This is a genomic window from Bacillus sp. FJAT-28004, from assembly GCF_001280845.1.
Lineage (GTDB): Bacteria > Bacillota > Bacilli > Paenibacillales > Paenibacillaceae > Pristimantibacillus.
In genome coordinates this window covers 1,300,251-1,323,828 of the sequence record NZ_LGHP01000001.1, presented here as the reverse complement: position 1 = coordinate 1,323,828, position 23,578 = coordinate 1,300,251, and the positions used below count along the sequence as shown (strand labels likewise).

Sequence of the window (23,578 nt, the reverse complement as noted above, 5' to 3'; positions counted from 1 at the left end):
CACATAGTACTCCGGATTGAAGAGAAGATGACCTGCCGCGTTGTGGGATCAACCGTAATCATCGAATTCTGCTCCCACCCCCAAGTGCTGCAACCCTTCGGCTCGAGAGCCATGTTCCAATACACGTAAGCGTTGACGCTCAATCAAGGGCGTAATCACTTGCGCCGATCGGCAGTCGGCAAATGGTGAATCTGTGATCTCCTTCGGGATGAAACAAGGAATGGAGCAATTCTGCCCGCTGTTCTTCCCTCAGATGGCCCAAAGCCGTGAATCCCTGCTCATTGAAACATCCGCCAAAGCCCTCCACGGTTTGGAAGGTGTCCAAGGTAATCGTCAGGCTTGCCGCTTCGGCATCCGAAGTTTTCGGAGCTTCAGGGGCCGGAATTGCTTTGCCTCTCCATCGGGACGTCTCTGTGCTTGATATCCAACGAATGGTTTGTTGTGTCATTGTAATACCTTCTTGATTGAATATCAGTCCGTCAGGCAGTTCGTCGCCGCTTTCTGCTGATTCTGATCCCAATCCACAGCAAGAGAGAAAGCGCGATCAAAGCTCCCGCCGAATAAGAAATCGTTTTGATGTTAGGGATCGTGAAATTTAATTTAAATTCGTTAGATTTGAATAATTTCATACTCCATACTAAGGTTCGCCCACGGTCTCTAATTTCTTCCGCATTGTTTTTGCCCGGCTTGAGCGGCGCCGTAAGAAGAAATTCAAAGTGGATCTGCTTTTGTATGAGACTTTTCACAAATGGATTCATAACTGGATTCTCTGGTGACCCAGCCCCGAATTCCTTATTCGTCATTAGTTGTTCCATATCGACGGTTACGAAGATTTTCACTTTTGTATAAAAAAACTTCTTCTTTTCCTCGCGCTCTATCGTAACCCCCTCTGGTAAGGAGATATGATCCAGGTCGCGAAGGTTGATCGTTCGGGAAACCGCGAATCCGACTCGCCCACCCTGCTCGTAAGGCTTCACTTCCATGTTTTTCTCTCGAAATTGCTCCGTTATCCGTTTCATCAAATCGGGCATGCCGATTAAGGCAATCATTTCCCTGTTAATCGACAAATCCATATTCAGATCGGCCGTTCCATTCCGATGCACAGTGATATGTGCAGTGCCTGATGCGCAGGATGACAGCAAACATAAGCATAGGAGCAAGAATCCGGCTCGGATCCAAAGAACGCAAGAACGCATCAAAGTCATTCCTTTCCCGATGCTTTCTGGGGGTTCTGACAAAAGAAAGGGAGTCACCGCTAGGAGACACCCTTTCGAATTGAATTGAATTGAATTGAATTGAATTGATTTAATTCCTCTGGAATACATCATGTTCTCGTCGACAAAAACGAAAACTATTGGACCCCTTCAAGATCGGCTACGACTTCAGCGAGTTTTGCCGGAGACATTCCAGCTTGCGGAAATCCGGACAATTGCTTGAGTGTAAAGCCCTTCGCCATGCCGATCATTGCATTCTTAGAAATTCCTGGCAAGTGTTTTTCCAATACAACCGTTGCGGCCTCGTTGGCGAGCAAATCGCCCACCTTCGAATTCTCCGTAAATAACATTTTCTAACCTCCACATTCCATATTTTCTAACCTATACCCATCTTATCGAAATCCGAGAAGCCAAACTATCGCTTATCCGACTTCTTCTTTTGTGTTTTAACGACTTCTTAAGGTGTCGAGTGATCGTTTTTAGACTGGATAGACTCGCCCTCCACGTCAATGTTGGGCGTGATTCGATCCAGCCATTTCGGATAGAACCATGCGGCTTTGTTCATTAACATCATGGCGGCCGGAACGATGGTCATCCTGACGATGAACGCATCGACAAGAATGCCGAATGCCAATGATAGGCCCATCGATTTAATCATCGTGTCCTCGGCGAACACGAAACTGGCGAATACGGCGATCATGATGAGTCCTGCCGCGGACACGACCGTTCCGCTGGTTTTCAATCCCCCGAGCACCGCGCGCTTCGGATTCCCGCTATGCGAATATTCTTCTCTCATCCGGCTGACAAGGAACACCTCGTAATCCATGGCCAAACCGAACAGGATGCCCGCTACCAGGATCGGCAGGAAACTAAGAACCGGCCCCGGCTGAGGAATGCCGAAAAATTTGGAGAAATGGCCGTCCTGAACGACAAAGACGATAAACCCGAGGGTGGCAGACAACGTTAGCAAATAGCCTAACACCGCTTTGATCGGAATAAGGATGGAGCGGAACACCATGCCGAGCAAAATGATCGCAAGGCTTACGATCAATATCGCAAATCGCGGCAGCACTTGATTGAGCTTGTCCGAAATGTCGATGTTCATCGCCGCAGTTCCCGTCACCATGATCTCCACATGGGATGCCTCGAGAATGTCGGTCGCTTTATCCCGGATATTCGTGACCAATTCCTTCGTTTTTGCATCCAGAGGACCCGTAACGGGAATCACGTTTAACATAGCCAACCGTCCCGACGCGTCCGGAATCGGCTCGCTCATTATCGCAATATCGGGCAAGGAACGCAGCTCGTTCGTTGCTTGACGGATTTTCCCCTGCGGATCGGTCTCGCTCTCCGACCTGGCTATAATGACAAGCGGACCATTAAAGCCTGGTCCAAACGCTTCTGCAAGTAAATCGTATGCGCGGCGTTCCGTATGCTCTTCGGATTTCATTCCGTTGTCGGGAATGCCGGTTTTCAGATGCAGCGCCGGGTAGCTAATGAACAACAATAACAGGATGGCAACGATTCCGACGGGAAGCGGATATTTACTAACAAATCTTCCCCATGCATTCGAAGCTGGATCGGATTTGGGCTTCGTAGTCTTCGCGGCTTTCGCGCGCGGACGGAGCCTTTCGCCGGCGATTCCCAATATGGCGGGAACGAAAATGACGGCAACCAAAATGGCGATAAAGACGGTGACGGCAGCTGCGACCCCCATTGCGGTCAGGAACGGGATATTCGCCACGGCCAGCCCGAGAAGCGCGATAATAACCGTCATTCCCGCGAACACGACGGCGCTGCCAGCCGTGCCGTTGGCAAGAGCCGCCGATTGCTCGATGCTTTTTCCTTCCGATAGATTTTGTCTGTACCGTGAGATTAAAAACAATGCATAATCAATGCCGACGGCGAGGCCGAGCATTACGGCAAGGGACAACGACACAGAAGACATGGATATAAAATTCGAACTGATCATGATGATCATGATGCCGATGCCAAGCCCGAGAAGCGCCGTCAGTATCGGCAGGCCAGCAGCTAGAAATGAAGCGAAGGTCAGCGTCAGAATTACGTATGCGATCCCGATACCGACGGCTTCGGCGATGCCTCCGACTTCCACCTCTTGCGGTCCGGCATTGTCGCTATACTCGATTTGAATACCAGCACCGCGCGACTCTTCGACCGTTCGAGCCAATAGGTCCAGCGAAGATTCGGGAACCTCCCCCGGTTTGTTCTTGTAAATAAGGGTCGCATATCCGATCTTCTTGCTTGCGTTTAGGGAACCGTATTGGAAAGGATCCCTAATCTCCAGAACTTCCGGATCGCGTTTAAACTTATCCAACAGGCCCATCAGTTTTTGTTGGTTGGACTGCGAATCCAATGTCTCCTCTTGCAGTGCCTTGAAGACGATCTGCATCGTTGCGTTGCTGGTGGCGTTGGCTTGCGGGAACGATTGATTCAAGACTGCTAGCGTTTTTTCGGATTTCGTTCCGGGAATCGATAAGTCCCCGTTGAACGACGAGCCTAATCCTTTCCCCAACACTAACATCAAGGCAAGCACCGCTATCCCGACAATCAGCAAGAGGTACTTTTTGCGAACGGCCCAGCCTCCTAATCGATAGAGTAAAATAGACATCTGCTGACCCTCAACCCTTCTGATAGTTATGTTCGTTCGATGCGGAGCGCTTGTCGAGGTCAAAGCGTACGGTCTTTTCCTCACTCGGCTGAAGCTGCATCTTATTGAATGTGATCATTCTCGATTCGTACTCCCCTTAGACCAGCTCGAAATCCGCTGCTTGCAACTCTCTCGAATTAGGGCCTACGAACAACCGGAAGTCTCCCGCTTCCGCTTGGAATTTCCCGTTCGGGGTGTAGTATTTCAATTCCTCTTCCGTGACGGAGAACGTTACGTCTTCGCTTTCCCCCGGCTGCAGCTTGATTTTCCGGAATCCTTTCAGCTCTTTCACCGGGCGGACGACGGTGCCGTATAGATCCTGAATATACAACTGAACCGTTTCTTCCCCAGCCATTTTCCCCGTGTTGGTCACCGTGACCGTCGCGGCGATCGTATCCGCCGAAGTCATCCGATTGCGATCGAGTCGAATGTCAGAGTAAGTAAACGTCGAATAGCTAAGTCCGTAACCGAACGGATATAGCGGTTCGTTCGGACCGTCGATATATTTGGAAATGAACTTTTGATTGCTGTTGCTTTCCGTCACCGGCCGTCCGGTGTTAAAGCTATTGTAATAGATCGGCACTTGCCCCGCCTTGGCCGGGAAGCTCATCGAAAGCCGACCGGACGGGTTCGTGTCTCCGAAAAGCATATCTGCGATGGCATGTCCGGCTTGCGATCCGAGGAACCACGTTTCGACGATGGCGTCCACATGTCTCTCGAACCACTCGAGCACGAGCGGCCGACCGTTCGTAAGCACGAGTACGACTGGCTTGCCAAGGCCGGCGATTTTCTCCGCCAATCGAAGCTGCACTTCCGGCATGACAAGGTCCAACCGGGAAGCGGCTTCGCCCGACATGTCGCTGCTCTCGCCGAGCGCAAGAATGATGATGTCCGCGTTCTCAGCGATCGCTACCGCTTGCTCCAAACCGCCCTCGATTTCTCTTTCTACGCCGCAGCCTTCCGCGAACAGCAGGCGATCGGCCGCGATTCCTTTCGCTTCGAGCCCTTGACGAAGGGTAACCGTCTCGTCGCCGTAACGGGAAAATTGCCATGGGCCAAGCAGGTCCTTGCTGCTGCCGAACGGTCCGATGACGGCGATCGTTCCGTCCTCCTTCGCAAGCGGCAGCACTCCGTCGTTCTTAAGCAGCACGATGGACTTGCTGGCCAATTCGCGGCTCGCCTGCAAATGAGTCTCGTGGAAATGATATTCTGCTTCTTTCTCCGGCCGCACGTAACGGAACGGATCGTCCATTAACCCGCATTTGTACTTGTACGTCAGAATGCGTCTTACCGCCGCGTCCAACTGCTCTTCCAGAACGAGCCCTTCTTCGACCAATTGCGGCAGCTGATCGTACGCCCGGGTCACCATTTCGATGTCCATCGTCGCGTCGAGCGCTTTCTTGGCCGCTTCTTTCGAATCTTTAGCTTTACCGTGAACGACGATTTCCTCGATCGCGCCATAGTCGGAAATCAGGATGCCGTCGAACCCAAGCTCCTTCCGAAGCAGATCATTCATGACAGCCTTGTTGGCGGCTACCGGAATCCCTTGATAAATATTAAACGAATTCATGACCGAACCGGCTCCCGCTTCGATCCCCGCGCGGAACGGCGGCAAATAGACATTGCGCAACGTTCCTTCGGAAATATCGACGGTGTTGTAGTCGCGCCCCGCCTCGGCCGCACCGTAAGCGATGAAGTGTTTCAAGCAGGCGATAATGGTCTCCTGACTAAACAATCCATCGCCCTGAAACCCTTTGACTTGCGCTTCGGCAACGAGCGATCCCAAGTAGGGATCCTCTCCCGCTCCTTCCACGACCCGACCCCACCTGGGATCGCGCGTAATGTCGACCATCGGTCCGTGATTGTACGTAATTCCGGAGGCGCTCGCTTCTTTCGCAGCGATGGCGCAAGCTTGCTCGATCGCTACCATGTCCCAGCTGCACGACCAAGCGAGCGGCACGGGAAAAATCGTCTGATGGCCATGAATGACGTCCGCGTTAAACAACAGCGGAATGCGGTGCGGTGATTGTTCCACGGCGATTTTCTGCAACTCGAATACGCGGCTAATATCGAAAGCCCCCAGGATAGATCCGGCTTTGCCTTCGGCAACGAGCTTCTCCGGAGCTTCAGATTCGACGTCTCCGCCGAACGAGAAACTCGACGCCATGCATTGACTCATTTGACCTACTTTATCGTAGACGGACATCTTGGCGAGGAGCTTCTCCACTTCCTCCGCTATATCCTCGTCAGATCTCTCCATGACGCCGCTTACGCGATAGTTCTTAACTTGTTCCAACAGCCCTTCCGCAAGGGACTGCCCTTCGCCAGGATGGAACTCGAACGCCAGCTGGGCAAGTGTCGGCAGATCCAGGGTGCCCGTGAACGTTTCGCCAGAAAAATCCAGATTCATCGAAATTACCAAGTCGCCTAACACTCCCGACTTGCCGGTCGCGCAGATGCAGCCACCTTCCACGGTAACCTTGTCGAAATCTACCGATATGGGATAGGGATCCATGGCAAGGTAAAGCGTAACCTTACCGTTCAGTTCACCAATCTTTATTTTTAGCATGACTTGCGACGCAACGTTCGCGTGATATTTTCCTATCATAATTGAAATACCTCCGTTTTTTAAAAACTCCGAACCACTTCGGGAGCGGCTCGGAAGTTTGATTGCCCTTACGAATTACGGTTGTTGTGTCTTGGCCCAAGCATCAAGCTGCTTCTGCTTCTCGACGATAATTTTGTCGATACCCGCATCTCTTAACTTGTCGATAAAGATAGGCAAGTTCTTCTCCGGATCGATTGTACCCGTCTCCAACACTCGCTTGTATTGATTGATGACGTTTGAAACTGCCGTCATTTCGTTCTTTACCGGTTCCACGTTGAAGGTGAAGCCAAGCGCTTTGGATTTAATCGCCCCCTTGTTAAAGGCGTCCATTTTCCCCCAAATTTCCGGATCTTCTCCCTTAAACACGTAGGAAAGGAATTGATTTCCCATCAGCCAGTTCAAGTTCAATCTGTACGGATGATTCGTTACGTCGAGTCCCGCCGGGAATTCGATCGTATTATCCGATCCGGCCACTTTAACGTAGTGTTTGCCTTCGATCCCGTAGTCGAGCAAATTCACGATCTGAGGATCCGAGAACATCAAGTTAAGGAACATTACGGAGCGTTCAGGGTCATTCGCGTTTTTCGGGACGACCCACATGGTTTTGGTGACCTCTAAGGTCGTTGCGACCGGGGAAGCCAACTCAACCGTCACGTACTCCCGGCCGGACGTTCTAGCTTCTTGAGCCGCGAACCCTGGCTTCATCCCCGCCGTGTTCGAGAAAAGCTTGCCTGCCTTCATAAGATCGCTCGTTTGCGTTTGGTTCGTCGCGGCATCCTTCAGCACGTAGCCGGCTTCGTACCATTTCCGGAACCGTTTCAGCAATGCGGCGTATTCTGGCATCTCGTATTGATTGACGACCTTAAGGCCGTTGTCGTTTGCGGGAAGAATCCCTATTCCGTCTCCTAGGAGATCTCCGAGCCGCAGGATGTCAATGAAAGTCGATCCCAACCCGCCCGGGGCAATCGGTGTGACGCCCGGCTCTTTATCCTTGATCAATTGTAGAACCGGCTCGAGATCGTCCAACGATTTGATTTTGCTTACGTCGATGTTGTATTTATCCACCAAATCTTTACGGAAGAGAATGCCTTGATTGGCTGCTAAATCCCTTACGCTCGTTACTCCGTAGGTTTTTCCGTTGATTATCCCGGCTTGAAGATACGAATTGCCGAGAGCTTCCGCAATGCCGCTTCCGCGGGATGCGAGCAGTTCATCGATCGGAAGGAGCTGCCCTTTGGCTACGGCTCCCGAATAACCGCCAACTGTAACCGTAAGATCGAGCTTTTCGTTGCCGCTCAGCATCAGGTTCATTTGCTGATTCCAGTTTCCGAAGCTGATCGGCATTAGTTTGACAGTGGCATTGATTTTAGCCTTTACGATTTTGTTGATTTCGTCTTGAACGAGTCCCAAGTCTTTCGGTTCGGCGCCGAAAATCGGGAAAGCAACCGTCAGTTCGACCGGCTTCAAGCCGTTGTCGCCGCCTGCATTCGCGCCGGAGCTTGCAGGACTTGCATCAGGAGACGAATTGTTGTCGTTGTTGCCCGAAGAACATGCGGCAAGCAGAAGCACGAACGCCATTACGCTCGCGAGCATGAGACGGGAAATCGAAGTATTTTTTCTCATTTGAAGATTACCCCCATCTAGAAGTTTGTGTAACTGATTATCATGTTATCGTTTGCGAGTAAGGGGCTCTAGCAGTTAGACGACTTTCTGCATAGTGTTATGCCGACTTTATGTCATACGGCCCCTACCTACTCTTCGAGAAGAAACCGTCCAATCTGCCGATACATTTCCTTCACGGAATCGATTTCCGTCATGAATAGAAACGCATGCAGCACGCCTTCCGCGCGTTCGATCTGAACGGGGATTCCGAAACTTCTTAACTTCTTGCCGTAAGCTTCCCCTTCATCGCTGAGCAAGTCGTATTCCGCCGTCAAGATAAGAGCAGGAGGCAAACCCGCTAAATTGTCTGAACGAATCGGAAATGCATATGGATCGTTCAGATCCGGCTTCCCCGTAAAATACAACTTGAGGTAGTAATCCAAATCTCGTTTCGTAAGCATATTGTCCGTGCCATGAAGATCGATGGAAGGATATGGTGATTCCATCCCCAGCTCGTAGTAGTCGACAGCTGGAACGATCAAAAGCTGCTTCGACAAACGGGGGCCGTTGAGGTCTCTGCACATCAGCGCGACGGCGGCCGCCAAGTTCCCTCCGGCACTCTCCCCGCCAACCGAAATGCGCGAGCGATCTACGTTTAACACGTCGCTATGCTCCGAAGCCCACCGAATGACCGCGTAACAATCTTCAAGACCCGCCGGGTATGGATTCTCCGGGGCAAGCCGATAATCGACCGAAATGAGCAGATGTTCGCTTTGATTGGCAATCAATCTGCATTGCGTATCGCAGGTATTGATGTTGCCCGATACCCATCCGCCGCCATGAAAGTAAACAAGCAGTGGGTATGGGCGTCTCCCCGCGCTCAGCGGCGTATAAATCCGAATCTGGATGTCTCCTTCTGATCCGGGGATATGCCGATCTTCTACGCTTCCGACAGCCGGTTGCAGCTCCGGCGATATCGGCACATTCGAGATCGTCCTTAATTGTTCAACGCTCAAATCGGATAACTGAAAATCTTTAGTCAATTCCCGAATTTTCTCTACTTCGGGGTGCATGGGCATGAACGTTCCCTCTCCTTTTCGCTCCGTCGATTCGGTTGGTGGATATTCCAGATGTATGATTATCAAGTTTAATAATAACAGCTACCTAACAGTCCTTCTAACGTTTAGGCGACCATTTCGATTATGTTTTTACGACTTTCGCGCCGAAGCAACGTCGGGGAAAATCATAACGCCAGCAAAGACGGCAAGGTAACTTCTATCCGATTACCCATTCCGTCCGAAGGCCCGGGATTAATGGGATGTTCATAAAGCTTACGGAAAGCTCCCGAACTGCCATTGCCGGCGAGTCGGGAGCTTCGTTTGATTCTATGTTTTTTCGTTACTTACTAGTTGCCCATGCGTCTAGTTGCTTCTGCTTTTCGGCGACAATCTTGTCGACGCCTGCATCTTTCAATTTGGCGATAAAGGCAGGCAAGTTTTTCTCTGGGTCGATCGTGCCTGTTTCCAGCCCCATCCGGTACTGGTTGAGGACATTCATAACGGCCGTCATCTCGTTCTTCACCGACGCCGGATCAAAGATAAAACCGAGCGCCTTTGATTTTATCGCGTTATTATTAAATGCGCCCATTTGATTCCAAATATCCGGATCATCGCCCTTGAACACGTAGGACAGGAATTGATTGCCCATCATCCAGTTCAATCCCATGTTGTACGGATGATTGGAAGCATCTAGACCCGGCGGAAATTCGATCATGTTCTCCGAGCCTACCCTTTTTACGTAGTGTTTGCCTTCGATTCCGTAATCGAGCAAATTCACGAGTTGCGGGTCCGAAAACATCATGTTCAAGAACATCATGGACCGTTCGGGATCGCTAGCGTTTTTCGGAATAGTCCACATGATCTTGGTGACATCGGTCGTCGTTGCCACCGGAGGAGCCAATTCCACCATCACGTAATCGATGCCAGACATTCTCTTTTGTTGACTCAAGAACCCCGGCTTTCCAGCCACAATATCCGCAAACAGCTTGCCGCTCTTAAACAGTTCGTTCGCTTGCGTTTGGGAGGTAGCGGCGTCTTTCAGCAGATATCCGGCTTCATACCACTTGTGCAGCCGTTTCAACATATTGGCGTACTCCGGCATCTCGTATTGATTGACGACCTTCAGGCCATTATCGTATCCGGGAAGGATAGCGATCCTATCGCCAAGCGGGTCGCCTAGCGGCAGTCCATCGACAAATGTCGTTCCGGCGACTCCTGGAGCGAGCGGAACGACGCCCGGCTCTTTCTCTTTGATCAATTGAAGGACTGGCTCAAGATCGTCCAACGATTTGATCTTGCTCGCGTTGATATTATACTTATCCACCAAATCTTTGCGCATGAGAACGCCATGGTTGGCGGCCAAATCTCTAACACTCGTTACGCCGTATATGTTACTGTTCAATTTTCCTGCCTGGAGATACGATTCCCCGAGCGCTTCCCCGATGCCTTTTCCATAGGTAACAAGAAGATCGTCCAATGCCAGAAGCTGCCCTTTATTCGCGGCACCCAAAGAACCGATCGAAACAGTCAGATCGAGCTTCTCGTTGCCGCTCAGTATCAAATTCATTTGCTGGGTCCAATTGCCGAAGCTGATCGGCATCAGTTCGACGGTTGCGTTGATCTTGGCTTTCGTCAATTTGTTGATTTCCTCTTGCACGAGTCCCAAGTCTTTCGGTTCGGCTCCGAAAATCGGGAAAGCGACCTTCAGCTCAACTGGTTTCATCACTTTCTCCGCGCTTGAAGAAGATGGGGATGATTTTTCGGAAGCGGTTTCATTGTTGTCCGAGGACGAAGAACACGCTGCAAGAAAAAGTACGACTGACATGGAACACGCGAGCAAGAAGCGGTACATCACTGGCTTTTTTCTCATACCAAATGCCCCCATAAAATGATTTGACTACACTTCATAATGATAACGCTTTCTTTTTTTGTTCACTAACACTTTCACGACTTTCTGGATAGCTCTTTGCCGACTTTATGACGTCTTAAAAGTCGGAGCAATAAAAATGATAGCCGATCCTCAGCAATAACGGATCGGGAATCATGTCTGCCATATGTTTATATTTTTTCTTGTCTTTAACCTATGGGTCCAATTGTTTCTGCTTCTCGGCAACTACTTTGTCTATGCCGGCGTCTTTAAGTTTGGAAATAATAATTAGGCAAGTTTTTTCTCCGGGTCGGTCTTGCCGGTTTCCAGCCCATTCGGATACTGATTGAGGACGTTAGTAACTGTCGTCACCTCGTTCTTGACGGACTCCGGATCGAAATCGCCTATGCTGGGCGAACATTAAAATAGCCCAACGACTTAGTCTTATTTTTCCAAGCAGAAGGATCGATCAGGATTTTTGGACAATCCTTGTAAACATCCGCATCATGATCGTCTGCTCGATCGATTGGCGAGTAGCTGCGTATTCTTCCGGGAATTCGCGCGGATGCTTCCGTTTAAGCTCTGCAACATGTTGACCCCGTCCGGTCTCCTCCAGCCGGTGAACATACGATTTCAGATAACCTTTGGCATGCGCGGGCCCGCCTTCCTTGATGACTGTCCACAATGGATCGACATCGTCATTGCTTTGCAGCATCATTTCGTCATGCCATTCCGTGAGATAGTAGACGGCTTCCCTGCAGACGTCTATGTTTTGCTCAGCTACGTTATGCTGCTCGTAAGGATCTTCTCGTAAGTTATAAAGCATTTCTTTATCGAACAAATGATAACCGTCATGGTAAGAACGGATGTACATCCAGTCCCCGAAACGGACACCCCGCTGCGCCACATGCGCGCACTGGGACACAACGAGATAATCGCGCCCGCAGTCTGCGCCCTCTTTCAGCGCTTTCGCATAACTTGTGCCGCTCCATTGGGGCATTGCTGGCATATTCAACATTTCTGCAATCGTAGGAGCCAAATCCAGGTGATAGTGAAGCCCTTCATCCACCCATCCACGCTTCATCCCCGGCCAGCGAATGATCATTGGCAAGTGACAAGTACCGTGATTAGCGGTCGAATGCTCTCCATATATCCCGAGGTGGCCCATGTTCTCGCCGTGGTCTGCCGAGATAATAATGATCAACTCTTCCATGACGTCTAATTGTTCCAATCGATCGAACAGTATGCCAATATGTTCGTCCATATATCGAATGCCCGTGTCGAAACCGTCCATCATTTTCCTCAAGTCCGCCATATCCTTTATTTCGCCAGGATCGCGAGGAAATAAGGGATTGGACTGATTCGTGTATGATTTAGTTCGAGGATCCATGGCAAGCTCATTTACGCTATGCGGCCCTACTTTCAGTCTGTGCCTCTCCAGCACTTCTTCGGTCAGCCATTCCGCGATTGGTTCATTCTCGAAAGGGTTGCCGAAGCTTTCAGGCGCCCTGTACGGGGTATGTGGATCCCAAAAATTGATGTAGAGAAACCAATCGTCCTCCGAAGCGGCATTGCGGTTAATCCAATCGAGTGCAACGGGCGTGACCTGATCTGCTGATTCCATTCCGAAGCCGCCCGTATCGTAAACCTCATTAAATCCTGCATAAAACGAGAACGTGGAGTGACGATAAGCAAACGGGCTGATCAAGGCTGTTTTCAATCCGCCAAACATTTGAAGATACGCAGGCAAAGAGCCTGCCCGAGAGAGCTCCCCCATCAGCTGGCGATCCGCTCCTTCGAGCTTCAAATCTCCTGCAGTGCCGCCATGCCCGACCAAGCCGTTGACGATACCGAATTTCCCGGTCATCAGCGCTGTTCGCGATGGCGCGCATGGGGCGTCAGAAGTGTAATAGTTGGTAAAGCGCACGCCTTCCGCCGCAATTCTGTCAATTTCGGGCGAAGTATTGCGGTGATAGCCGTAACATCCCAAGTGGTCCGGGTTCAACGAATCCAAATCTAAAAAGAGAATTTTCATAAAATACCTCCTTAATTCTTATCTTATCGTTTACATAACGACGACACTAACAGTTAGACGACTTTAAGTTTAACGTTTTGACGACTTTAGGTAGCTCTTAGGTAAAGCGGGGGGTGTCTTCCTAAAGGCGGATGGCTTCACCTTTTAATTGCTCTGTATATTCGATAAAAACTTGCCCCTACTTTGCCATGAAAAAATCCCCTCCGGTATAACAGTTTTCAAGTCCATTGTACCAATGGACTTTTCTTCACTGTCAACCACATGGGGATAATATCAGCTAAGCGGCTTTTCTGTCATCACGATTTGCGACACCTGACGTGGATCTGAACCGCATCCTTTATAAGAAAGACTTTTTCAAAAACCCGATGAGCAGTGGCCCATGATTTCCCAGCAACTCCATTGCCGTTTGCTCAAGGTCCTCTTCTGTCACTTCCGGCAACGGTTTGCTTTGCACCAGTTGGGCGACATTATCCTTCAGGAACGAGCGAACCGGTTCCGATATCATGCAGCACATGAGGAACATCATTTGTTGCGATGATCCGAGCCAGCGTTCGTTCATTCCCAGGTCAATTTGCCCTTGGGCTCTCTTCTCGGCTTTCTCCCTTGCAAGCTCCTCGATGGTCATCTTGCCGTCCCGCGGAATGCCGATACGTTCATACTGCTCGGGCGGCGTGTCATGCTCCCGCATTAGCCGGGCGATATGCCCGATCATGATCGCCTCAGCCTGGGCGTCGTCAATCGCGGTTTCCTGCGACGGATCGGTTTCAAGATCGAACAGCATATCCCCGTATATATACGGATTCAAAATGGTGGAGCAGGGAAGCTTCATCACAGAGCAGCCTTTTGTGAACTCGAAGGGATCGGCCAGCTCCATCTTGGCGAATTCCTTCGGCTCGAACATGGTGTTCATGTGCGTCGGTATAAGTGTATACTCGAACAGCGGGCCATTCGACATGTCTTTTGGTCCCCGCATATAGACGTATCTTCCGTCAGTGCAGTTGATATGGCCGCCGTGGATGCCGAATAATGCGGCTTCCCGAATAGGCGTATCCGATTCGATGACGGGACGCAAGGATCTGCCCTGCATGTCTCTGGGTATGTGGACGCCAAAAAATTCGAGCAGCGTCGGCGGAAGATCGATCGTTTGCACCAAAGCGTCCGTACTTCTTTTTCCGGCGCCGGATCTCGGATCCCAAACAAACAGCGGGAGATTAACGATCTCGTTATAGAACGGCTGAACGTTCTTCCCCCACCAGTTGTGTTCCCCAAGTAAAAATCCGTGATCCGTGTTCACGATCAGCATCGTATCTTCCCATAGGTCGTATCTATCAAAAACGTCAAGCACTTTGCCCAAATACGTATCGCACATGCTTACGATCGCCGCGTATTCGTATTTCATATGCTGGACTTCCTCCGGCTGCTGCTTGACTTTTGCATAATCCGGCCAGTCGTAATGCTTACCTTTATACTCATGAGGATACAAGTCTTTATACTTTTGCTGCGTGAAAAAGGGCTCGTGCGGATCGAACGCTTCGATCTGCAAAAACCAGCGGTCTTGATCGCGGTTCTTCTCGATGAATTCGATTCCACGACTGACCGTTACAGCCAGCGGCATTTTGTCTTCCGTGTCCAAATATTGCCGGTTGATCCAATCCTGTCTCCAGTGGCTTCCAACCTTGAGAGCGGTCAAACTTTCCGGAATAGACGGGTCTTCGACGTTGCCTTTCCATGGGTCCCCTTCTTGACCACGGGCTAACTCCCACGAATTGTACCGCGTATGGTAAGTGGCTCCGCCGTCCTCGAAGTAATGATAATGATCAGTCGTCAAGTGCGTATACACGCCACTTTTGCGAAGCAAATCGATCATTGAATCGTCGAAGGGCTCCAGCGGCCCCCAGCTGCGGTGCAAGAAGTTATAGCGCCCCGTATGTAGCTCACGCCGCGCCGGCATGCAGGGCAAGCTGCCGGCATAGCACTTGTTGAACGTAATCGTCCGCTCCGCGAGACGTTCAAACTGTGGAGCATGGATCCAATCGCCTCCGTAATTAGGAAGCATATGTTTATTCAAAGAATCGAACATGAGCATGACTGCTCGCATAGTGGGAATCCTCCTCATTCTCGATAAACTTCTCATTTCAAGCAAACGCAGCCTCCGCCACTTCGCTGTCCTTATATCCGATACGTACCGCGATCGCCCGTATCCGCATAAGTCCCATGGGAACGGGAATCGGACCGGTATATAGCTCCCAGCGAGGATTGTCCGCTTCGTCGAGCGTGTACGCAATGGAAGCGCCTTGAGTCGACGAATGCAGCATGATCACCGTCGGTTCGCTGAACGTGCCTTCATGACTCGCCGTCGTTCCCGGAAGTTCATTGTTGATCGGGATAAACAACGGCTTCGCGGTTTGCGGTTGAACGCGGTTCGGCCACATGGCTTCCACCATTCGATCCTCCGGCACATCTCCCCAAACATCAAATCGACCGCACCACAAGTCAAGCTCTCTGCGCAGACGAAGCAGTTGTTCCCGGAATGCGGGTTCCTCCGCCAAATTACTCAACTCGTGTGGATCATTCGCACAGTCGTACAATTCTTCCGGGGGACGCCGGTTTTGCAGCAAAACATGCTGATCCTCCTCCAGTTCGCTTGCAAGTTGCAGCCTTCTTAGCTCTCGGAAGGCAGGGTGCATATGGCTGAACGGAATCCATTGAAGGTATGGCTGATCCGGATAGTCATTGCGAATGTACTTGAACCGGTTGTCCCGGACGGCCCGAACCTTGTCGTATGCCTCGTCATATCGATCGCGCGTCGCAAAAATATAGTCCCTCGGCTCAGTACGTTCCCCCATGAACGGCTGTCCCTGCAAATGCCGGGGAACGGGAATTCCGGCCATCGCGAGCACTGTCGGCCCCAAATCGATCAAGCTGACCAGTTGATCGCTTATGCGGTCAGGTTCCGCCTTGCCGGGCCATCTGACGATCAGCGGTACGTGAATGCCCGCATCGTATGTCCACCGCTTGGCGCGCGGCAGTCCTTCTCCGTGGTCACTCCACAACATGACGATCGTATCACCGGCCAAGCCGTCTTCCTCTAGCTGCTTAAGAATTCGGCCGACGAAGGCGTCTGCGTCGGCCAGATTGTCATACTGCCTTGCAAGCGCTTTACGCGTTTCCAGGGTGTCCGGTAAATAAGGAGGAAGAACAACCTGATCTGGATCGGTCTTATGCGGTATTTCTTCCTGTGCGCTCATGGAAAAATTGCTCAACTCTGTCGGCCACATCCGGCTTTCATGCGTAAAGTCATAATTGAACACGGCAAAGAAAGGCTGATCTGGCTTGCGATTGCGCCAATGCGCTTCTGTGCCGTTCTCGTCCCATGCCGTTAGTGGTGTCTGAAATTGATAGTCCGTCTTCCAGTTGTTCGTGCAATAGTAGCCGTTCGCGCGCAGCATTTCGGGAATTAGTTTGACTTGTGCAGGAGGAACGACATCGTATGGCGTCGGTAGCTCCGGCGTCTCATAGTTCATATGCGAGGTGCGCATATGGTGCGCGCCAATCGCCGTTGGATACATCCCCGTGATCACCGAGGAACGGCTAGGAGCGCAAACTCCCGCCGTTGCGAATGCGTTGCGAAAAAGAGTGCCTTCACTGGCCAGCATGTCGATATGGGGTGTTCGTGCAAGAGAATCTCCGTAACACCCCATTCTAGGACTCGTATCTTCCAAGCTAATCCATAAGATATTTGGCTGTTGACCTGTATTCGTCATTCGCGATGCTTCCTCCCCATCTTGCGTATACTTCCTTTTATTGAAAGCACCTTCAATATTCTTACCTGAATTCATCATATCGAAATCAGCAAGGCCAAACTAACATTTTATAGACTACTTCGCTTGTGTTTTAACGACTTCTTAAGGCGTTGATAGGTCGTTTCTTACCAGGATAGACTCGCCTTCCACGTCAATGTTGGACGTAAAGGCAAATTATCGATTACCTGAGGCGGATTTCACGCAGCGAAATCCCATATTGCCGGTTGAACTGTCGGGCGTATTTTTGCTTCGCGCCGCCACCCGATAACGATTGCAATAGGATCTGTGGCATAAGTAGGAGCCTCCGCGCATGACGCGCTCTTGCCCCTTTGACGGCCCGATCGGGTTATCTCTCTTCCCGTGTACATGATCGTCGCGGCTGAACCAATCGGCGCACCATTCCCACACGTTGCCGGACATTTGGTAAAGTCCGAATCCGTTCGGTTTGTAGGCATTCACCGGCGCAGTTCCCGAGTATCCGTCACTGGCATGGTTTTTAAAAGGAAATTTTCCTTGCCAGATGTTGCAGCGGTGCTCTCCGTCCGGCTTTAATTCATCGCCCCAGGCGTACTTTTTTTGCACGAGGCCGCCGCGTGCGGCAAATTCCCATTCGGCTTCAGTAGGAAGCCGCTTCCCGGCCCACTTGCAGTACGCGACTGCATCGTTCCACGAAACGTGAACGACCGGATGATCCATCCGATCCGCGATCCCCGAATCCGGCCCCTCCGGATGCGCCCAATCCGCTCCTTCTACAGCACGCCACCAAGGCGTTCGCGCAGGTGCCTGCGTAGCTTTGGCAGCCGTTTGCTCCGACAGGAACAAGTGAAACACATATGACCAGCCGAATTTCACAGCCTCCGTCACATAACCGGTTGCTAGGACAAACGCCTGAAACTCGGCATTTGTCACGGCATCCGGGTCGATATAGAAAGCATCGACCTGTACGTTTCTCACGGGGCCTTCTCCGTCATACGGATTCGCATCGGAGTCTTCGTTGCCCATTAAGAACGATCCGCCAGGCAACAAGATCATCTTCGAGACGGCTTCATCCGTAGAGCGAGCATCGGATGTTGCAACGGCATCGCCATAAGCGGGAATCGTCGAAGCTTGTCCCGTCCCACTACGGCTTGCTGAACAGCAAGATTGTTTCATCTCATCACCTCCATATTTCAATAACAATATTCCGATACCCGACGAAAGCCGCCGCATTGACTCCTACTCCGCCTGGCGCCGAACCGACTAAGGACACGAGATTTATAGCGATGGTTAACTCTCCGGAGCACTCGCGCCCATCGCCTGCATCAAGTGACGGTACTCCATCGGATTGCTTTCTGTGTACTTCTTGAATATTTTCGTGAAATGAGAGAAGTTGGAGTACCCGACCGTGATTGCGACCCCGCTTACGGGCATGTCCGTTTTGCTCAGAAGCTCCTTGGCGACTCTAATGCGTTCCTGAAGCACGTAATCCGAAATGGAAAAACCGGTTTCCTTCTTGAATATGCGCGACAAATAGTCGGGATTCAAAAAAACCTGCGCCGCGATAACGTCCCGGGACATTTCATCCAGACCCAAATTCAGAGCGATATACTTCTTGACGTCCTCCACGACCCCGTTCGTCTTCGCGGCGGCTTCCGTCTGGGCAATCGCCTTGTCGACCGTATGATGCACTAAAGCCATCATGTCGGTAACGGATCGGGTCGCTAGGATTGATAGATCCGTCGATTTCCGGTCGCTGAACAGCTGGTGGGCTTGAATGCCTCTTAAGCTCAGTACAAAATAAGCCATCTGGAGGAAATTCATTTGAAATTGCCGCAATGCTTGCAAGTCCATGCCGCCCGTCTTCGTCAAGCGGTCCAAATAATCCGCCGCTTCGTTTAAGATGCGTTCTTTTGCCCCGCTCTTGAGCATGGTCGACCAAAGGTTCATGTCGGGAAGTCTTACTTGTCCGTCCGTGCGCGCTATTCCTTGCCAAAGGAACACCTTGTTGTCGAAAGCGACGTTGTTGTATTCCAATGCGGCCAAGTTCTCATACATTTCGGGTATCTCGTGCGCTTGAACCACCTTGCCGATATAGCAGCACAGATCGCAATAAAAATAGCGGCGGCAGCAGTCGATATACGTCTCGCAATGCCGTTCCAGTTCTTCCGGAACGGCTATGTCCCCTTCCCCCAAGGCGAACACGAGCAGCAATCTGCCTCTGTCCAGCGGAACGATAGCGGCTTTCGAATCCGAGCCCACGATGATTTCCTCCGCGCACTTTCGCAAGGCGTATTCCATGATTTTTACATCGCGCGGGCTTAGCTCTTTGTGCCACCTCTGAACGCTGACGATAACGGGGAGGAAAGTCGTCCGGTCCGTATAAGGGAGATTGCGTTCTGCCATCTTTTCTTTAACGGCCACCGGATTAGACGGTATCGTACGATGCAGGAGATCAAGCCAGAAGCTTTCGATAATAAGCGGGTGATGCCGGATCCACAAACGATGATAATGGTTGGCCTCGCTCGTCTGGTGGATTTTCCCCGTCGCTTTGCCGATCGCTCTCTCTAGATCCGAAACGAGCACCGGTTTGAGCAAATAATCCAGGCTACCTAGCTCGATGGCTTCCTTAGCGTATCGAAAGTCCGCATGGCTCGTCACGAACACGGTTTCGGTCTGCGGATAATGCTCGTTTACCCAGGCCAGCAATTCCAATCCGCTTCCTTGCGGCATTTCGATATCGCACAGCAAAATGTCCACGGGATGCCGCTGGAACACTTCCTTGGCTTGGCGGACGTTAAAAGCGGTATATAATTCGGAAATCCCGAGTTTTTCCAAATCGAGATCAAACGTAATCCCTTCGACAACATGGATGTCATCGTCAACGATCAATAATCGGTACATTTTATAGTCCTCCTTTGCCTCCTTCTAGTTGAAGAGGCAATACAATATCGATAGCAGCGCCGGAGGGATTCTCGTTTGCGAAGCGAATTGTCGCGACTTTCCCGTACAGCAATCGTAGCCTTCGCTGGATATTCCAGATTCCGATGTGCTCCCCTTTGTCGTTCGAAACGGAATTCCCTTTGTTCAATTCCTCCAGGATACCGGGCGGAAAACCTTTCCCCGTATCCCTGATGCTTATGCTCAGAGAAGAGTCCGACTGGTCGGCTTTTACATCGATTTCGATCACGAGCCGAACGGGGCTGTCCAATGTAACGGCATGCTTGACGACATTCTCGACGAACGTTTGCAAGATCAAGGGAGGAACGGGTGTATCCAACAAAAAGTCGGGAACCCGGACGTCGGACGTCAAGCTTCCCGGAAACCTTAGCTCCTGAATGCGCAAATAGTTTCGAGTGTGCTCTAGCTCGTCTTTTAACAACACGAAGGTCATCGAGCTCCGGTAGATGAATCGGAAATGTTGAATCAAGCACATCGTCATCTCCATCATCAGGTCGACCTTGTTCGTTTTGGCCATATTGTACAGGATCGTAAGCGAGTTCAGGAAAAAATGTGGGTTCATTTGAAGCTGCAACCGATGCAACTCCTCCTTTTGTTTGCTCAACTGCTCCTCGTACACGTCGATTTTGAGCTTCTGGATTTGATCGATCATCTGATTAAACGTCTCGTTTACGATCCGGAAATCGGATGCGGCCGGGAGATCGTCGATCCGCGTGTCCATATTGCCTTCGCGAATCTTCTTCATGGCGGCAATCAGCCTATTGAGCGGAATCAGGATCGTTCTTCTAAGTAGAAACAGCCCGATCGGAATCAAAGCGAGCGAAAGAAAAGGAGACAACGAGACAATCCGTTGTATGGCGGGCAGGTTCTCCAGTATTTTATCGTCGGGCGTAACGGCGATCAGACTGAAGTTGCCGTTTCTTGACGTCTTCCCTACGATCAGGTAAGCGTTGCCGTGCCCCGAAAGATAATATTCCTCCATATCGTTCCGCAGCTCGATGCCATTATGTTGAATCAACTCGGCATTCGTAATCGGCTTACTTTCGGAGGCGAACAACGCTCCTCCTTGCTCTCCGAATTGGATAAGGTTTAGCGGAATCATCAATTTGTTCGCATCGATTGCGGAAGCCATGTACAGATCGTTAAATTTAATGACATGAATCAAATAATACGTTTCACCGATCCGCACGACTTCCCACCCAAATGAATGATATTGCTCCATCTTGTCGGACATTTGTGCGATCTGCCTAATATGAGATCTGAGACTGTCCTGCTCTTCGTAGCTTTTCAGCCCCCGGTACACCTCAAGAAAATCGTCCTGATTCGCGCCGTATACAAACAAAGAGCTGAGGGACTGGTACATGAAGATATCTTTGGACATTTGATTGAACAGCAGGATTTTGGCCGTGAAATACCGATCATTGAGAGGCGTTTGGGCCATCGTAGCGAAATCCGCGTTGAGTGCGACGACGTTGTTCATATATTTGTCGATATCGTCTAGATTGTTGTCGATTTGATTCATATACAATTGCATCATCTTGTTATAAGAATCGGCAACTTGGGTGCGGACGACTTGAATGGCGTAAAAATTGCTGTAAATCAACATCCCTACGATAGGCAATGTCAAGATCAAAACGCCAATGACCAACTTTACCCGGATCGTGTGGAATGCCATTCGGCCGTTCCAGGACATCACGTTGCGCCACCGCCTTTTTATAATGTTCATGCATTTTACCATAATAGCAAAAAGTCCATCAGATAGCCTATGCAGGCTTTTCCAGCTGGACTTATTCCAAAATGATTACTCGATGGGAACAGATGGAATCGGCGATGCGATTCGCTCTTCGTATTGACTTTTTAACCGAAGCAATTGTTCCATGCTTCGCGCAAGGCCGCCTTCTCTGTTCCTTTGTCGCCAGATCGATTGTAATTTTTCCGACAGTTCTTCGTTTTGTTTAATTAGCCGTTCGAGAACATGCGTTCTTTCGGAGAGTGACAAGCTCTTCTCCGTATCGTTATATCTGTACAATTCCAGCGAGTGCTCCAGAAACTGAATCGCATTGCGCAGCTCCTCTTGCATTAGCGCGCCGTTTACGCCCGTCCACTCGATTTCGTTCAATCTGATTTTCGTTTGTTCAACGAATGCGGATAGACCATCAAGATCGAGAGTCATTTTGAGTTCGAATTTCGTCTGGTCCGTTCCGAAGATAGACTCGATCACGGACGAAATAAGTTCGATTCGCGACTTGTTCGATTCACTACTCGTCAGTCCGCCCATCATAGAAAGCGTCATAAATACGGCGGTTAAATTCTGCAGGTTGGAATTCTCAAACCGGTAATAGTTACCTAGCTCCGATACGATTCGGCCCGCCCGTTCATTGCGATCCTCGAATACGAATTTATCGAGATAGGCTATCCATTCCGATTCAGCATGCACGTTACGTTCAACTTGCCATCCGCATGCGGCAGCATAAGCGTATCCGGGGAAGCTGAACGGTAAATGTTGCCAATGCCCCATGTCTCCCCAGTCCGTCAACAGAATGCCTTGCGCGCCGAATCTTCGGGCGTTAATCGCTGCGTCTGCCACGTTGCCCTTCATGTTGTCCGTCCGACCAGTGATCGAATTCCAAGCGCTTGTTCCGGGACAAAATAAGAAAGGGAAACCGGATTGCTGAAGAGTTTCTCCGTTCTTCTCGAACGATCTCGTCGCTTCGTAATTCCAATCAAGCAAGATGAGATCCTTTGGCATATCGGATAGGAGCTCGGGATGAGCGAATATGACGTCAGCCCACAGCATCGTTTTCTTTCCGTGCTTTTTGGCGATTCCGTTAACGATTTGCAAGAAGTGGAGAAACAAAGCCCCTGTGCCTTCTCGCTCGGCCCATTCTTTGTTCTTCCCTTTGCCCATCTCGAAAGGCTCGTCGAAATTGATGTTGACCAGTCCCGAAGTGAAGTTGGGGAGCAGCTCACTGAATAACGTATTGACTAGTTCGGCGGAGCCGGGGTCACTCACGTCGAGCGTCGTCACCATGCCAGGCATGCCTGGCATCATGGAGATGCCTTCGGGCGTTTCGGCCAGATGGGCGAAACGCGGGGAAGCCAGCCAATCCGCCATATGCCCCAAAGAGTTCTGATTCGGAACAAGATCGATGAACCGTTCTTTGCAGTAACGATCCAATGCCCGAAACTCCGCTGCGGTAATCGGAGTCGCATCTGGGAAAGCGGATCGGTAAGTCTCGTATTCGAAACAATACCCTTCCATATAAAGCTGAAGATGATTGATTTTCAATGCGGTCAACATGTCGACGATGCTATATAGCGTTTCCATCGTCGGAATTTTGTTGCGGCCGATATCGATCATGATGCCCCGGATGTTCAAATCCGGTTCGTCCTCGATCCGAACGGTCGGAATTTCGGAGCCGGATTGACGCACAATTTGAGCTAGGGTCACCATGGCGTAGAATAGTCCGGCTAACCCGCCGTAATGAATTTCGATAACGTCCGTCTCGACGATAAGCTCATAGGCTTGATCTCCAGCCTGTCCAGAATGCCGGAATTGGAACGGAATGGGACGTCCGAGTTTGGCGACGGAGTTTTCGGCCTGTATTCCAAGGAGTGCGCTTAAGCGATCTGCGACCGGGAATGCCTCCTCGTGAACAGGTTGATTCTCCGCTGGATCGATTTCGAGTGAAATTCCATTCGAGATCGGGCAGGTGTCCTTTCCCCAGACGAGGGACTTTGGAAGCGGATAGATAATCGGTTTCATCGGTTTCAACCATGACACTC

17 protein-coding genes are annotated in these 23,578 nt (G+C 50.7%); all 17 read right to left on the bottom strand.

Translation table 11 applies throughout. The features are described 5' to 3' along the window. Positions 1-139: 139 nt before the first annotated feature. The 17 genes from AC787_RS35165 to AC787_RS05335 all read right to left on the bottom strand — a co-directional run bounded on the left by AC787_RS35165 (position 140) and on the right by AC787_RS05335 (position 23,558). Positions 140-448 carry a hypothetical protein gene (locus tag AC787_RS35165; protein WP_054023839.1) on the bottom strand — a complete coding sequence of 103 codons (309 nt, stop codon included), beginning with the start codon at positions 446-448 and terminating at the stop codon, positions 140-142. Between the two features lie 31 nt (positions 449-479). Next, a complete protein-coding gene (locus tag AC787_RS05400) occupies positions 480-1,196 on the bottom strand; it encodes a hypothetical protein (protein ID WP_054023838.1) in 717 nt (238 codons plus the stop codon). A 155-nt stretch (positions 1,197-1,351) separates the two neighbouring features. Beyond that, positions 1,352-1,564: a hypothetical protein gene (locus AC787_RS05395; protein ID WP_054023837.1), complete on the bottom strand. Its 213-nt coding sequence runs from the start codon at positions 1,562-1,564 to the stop codon at positions 1,352-1,354. 107 nt (positions 1,565-1,671) lie between these two features. Further along, complete coding sequence (locus AC787_RS05390; protein ID WP_054023836.1) at positions 1,672-3,843, bottom strand: MMPL family transporter; 2,172 nt, start codon at positions 3,841-3,843, stop codon at positions 1,672-1,674. A 136-nt stretch (positions 3,844-3,979) separates the two neighbouring features. After that, a complete protein-coding gene (locus AC787_RS05385; protein ID WP_054023835.1) occupies positions 3,980-6,490 on the bottom strand; it encodes a glycoside hydrolase family 3 N-terminal domain-containing protein in 2,511 nt (836 codons plus the stop codon). 75 nt (positions 6,491-6,565) lie between these two features. Then, positions 6,566-8,113, bottom strand: a complete 1,548-nt coding sequence (locus tag AC787_RS05380) for an ABC transporter substrate-binding protein (RefSeq protein WP_054023834.1) — start codon at positions 8,111-8,113, stop codon at positions 6,566-6,568. A 128-nt stretch (positions 8,114-8,241) separates the two neighbouring features. Then, positions 8,242-9,171, bottom strand: coding sequence for an alpha/beta hydrolase (locus AC787_RS05375; RefSeq protein ID WP_054023833.1), 930 nt, complete (start codon positions 9,169-9,171; stop codon positions 8,242-8,244). A 319-nt stretch (positions 9,172-9,490) separates the two neighbouring features. Further along, positions 9,491-10,975, bottom strand: a complete 1,485-nt coding sequence (locus AC787_RS05370) for an ABC transporter substrate-binding protein (RefSeq protein ID WP_235560908.1) — start codon at positions 10,973-10,975, stop codon at positions 9,491-9,493. Positions 10,976-11,231: 256 nt separating this feature from the next. Further along, positions 11,232-11,276, bottom strand: coding sequence for a hypothetical protein (locus tag AC787_RS35315; RefSeq protein ID WP_414730968.1), 45 nt, complete (start codon positions 11,274-11,276; stop codon positions 11,232-11,234). A 29-nt stretch (positions 11,277-11,305) separates the two neighbouring features. Beyond that, complete coding sequence (locus AC787_RS35310; RefSeq protein WP_414730967.1) at positions 11,306-11,389, bottom strand: hypothetical protein; 84 nt, start codon at positions 11,387-11,389, stop codon at positions 11,306-11,308. A gap of 97 nt (positions 11,390-11,486) precedes the next feature. Further along, a complete protein-coding gene (locus AC787_RS05365) occupies positions 11,487-13,052 on the bottom strand; it encodes a sulfatase (RefSeq protein WP_054023831.1) in 1,566 nt (521 codons plus the stop codon). A 337-nt stretch (positions 13,053-13,389) separates the two neighbouring features. Further along, complete coding sequence (locus AC787_RS05360; RefSeq protein ID WP_063847489.1) at positions 13,390-15,150, bottom strand: sulfatase; 1,761 nt, start codon at positions 15,148-15,150, stop codon at positions 13,390-13,392. A gap of 37 nt (positions 15,151-15,187) precedes the next feature. Continuing rightward, complete coding sequence (locus tag AC787_RS05355; protein ID WP_082360638.1) at positions 15,188-16,816, bottom strand: sulfatase-like hydrolase/transferase; 1,629 nt, start codon at positions 16,814-16,816, stop codon at positions 15,188-15,190. Positions 16,817-17,029: 213 nt separating this feature from the next. Beyond that, complete coding sequence (locus AC787_RS05350; protein WP_054026913.1) at positions 17,030-18,007, bottom strand: formylglycine-generating enzyme family protein; 978 nt, start codon at positions 18,005-18,007, stop codon at positions 17,030-17,032. Positions 18,008-18,121: 114 nt separating this feature from the next. Continuing rightward, positions 18,122-19,735 (bottom strand): response regulator, encoded by a 1,614-nt coding sequence (locus tag AC787_RS05345; protein WP_054023830.1) that lies wholly within the window; start codon positions 19,733-19,735, stop codon positions 18,122-18,124. Position 19,736: 1 nt separating this feature from the next. Next, positions 19,737-21,485: a sensor histidine kinase gene (locus AC787_RS05340; protein WP_054023829.1), complete on the bottom strand. Its 1,749-nt coding sequence runs from the start codon at positions 21,483-21,485 to the stop codon at positions 19,737-19,739. A gap of 108 nt (positions 21,486-21,593) precedes the next feature. Further along, positions 21,594-23,558 carry a glycoside hydrolase family 20 zincin-like fold domain-containing protein gene (locus AC787_RS05335; protein WP_235561051.1) on the bottom strand — a complete coding sequence of 655 codons (1,965 nt, stop codon included), beginning with the start codon at positions 23,556-23,558 and terminating at the stop codon, positions 21,594-21,596. Positions 23,559-23,578 lie beyond the last annotated feature (20 nt).

Coding starts and splice junctions, on each gene's coding strand:
- AC787_RS05380 (WP_054023834.1), bottom strand. CDS start 8,113: ATGAGAAAAAATACTTCGATTTCCCGTCTCATGCTCGCGAGCGTAATG.
- AC787_RS05390 (WP_054023836.1), bottom strand. CDS start 3,843: ATGTCTATTTTACTCTATCGATTAGGAGGCTGGGCCGTTCGCAAAAAG.
- AC787_RS05345 (WP_054023830.1), bottom strand. CDS start 19,735: ATGTACCGATTATTGATCGTTGACGATGACATCCATGTTGTCGAAGGG.
- AC787_RS05370 (WP_235560908.1), bottom strand. CDS start 10,975: ATGTCAGTCGTACTTTTTCTTGCAGCGTGTTCTTCGTCCTCGGACAAC.
- AC787_RS05350 (WP_054026913.1), bottom strand. CDS start 18,007: ATGAAACAATCTTGCTGTTCAGCAAGCCGTAGTGGGACGGGACAAGCT.
- AC787_RS05375 (WP_054023833.1), bottom strand. CDS start 9,171: ATGCCCATGCACCCCGAAGTAGAGAAAATTCGGGAATTGACTAAAGAT.
- AC787_RS05365 (WP_054023831.1), bottom strand. CDS start 13,052: ATGAAAATTCTCTTTTTAGATTTGGATTCGTTGAACCCGGACCACTTG.
- AC787_RS05355 (WP_082360638.1), bottom strand. CDS start 16,816: ATGACGAATACAGGTCAACAGCCAAATATCTTATGGATTAGCTTGGAA.
- AC787_RS05395 (WP_054023837.1), bottom strand. CDS start 1,564: ATGTTATTTACGGAGAATTCGAAGGTGGGCGATTTGCTCGCCAACGAG.
- AC787_RS05360 (WP_063847489.1), bottom strand. CDS start 15,150: ATGCGAGCAGTCATGCTCATGTTCGATTCTTTGAATAAACATATGCTT.
- AC787_RS05335 (WP_235561051.1), bottom strand. CDS start 23,558: ATGAAACCGATTATCTATCCGCTTCCAAAGTCCCTCGTCTGGGGAAAG.
- AC787_RS05340 (WP_054023829.1), bottom strand. CDS start 21,485: ATGTCCTGGAACGGCCGAATGGCATTCCACACGATCCGGGTAAAGTTG.
- AC787_RS05385 (WP_054023835.1), bottom strand. CDS start 6,490: ATGATAGGAAAATATCACGCGAACGTTGCGTCGCAAGTCATGCTAAAA.
- AC787_RS05400 (WP_054023838.1), bottom strand. CDS start 1,196: ATGCGTTCTTGCGTTCTTTGGATCCGAGCCGGATTCTTGCTCCTATGC.
- AC787_RS35165 (WP_054023839.1), bottom strand. CDS start 448: ATGACACAACAAACCATTCGTTGGATATCAAGCACAGAGACGTCCCGA.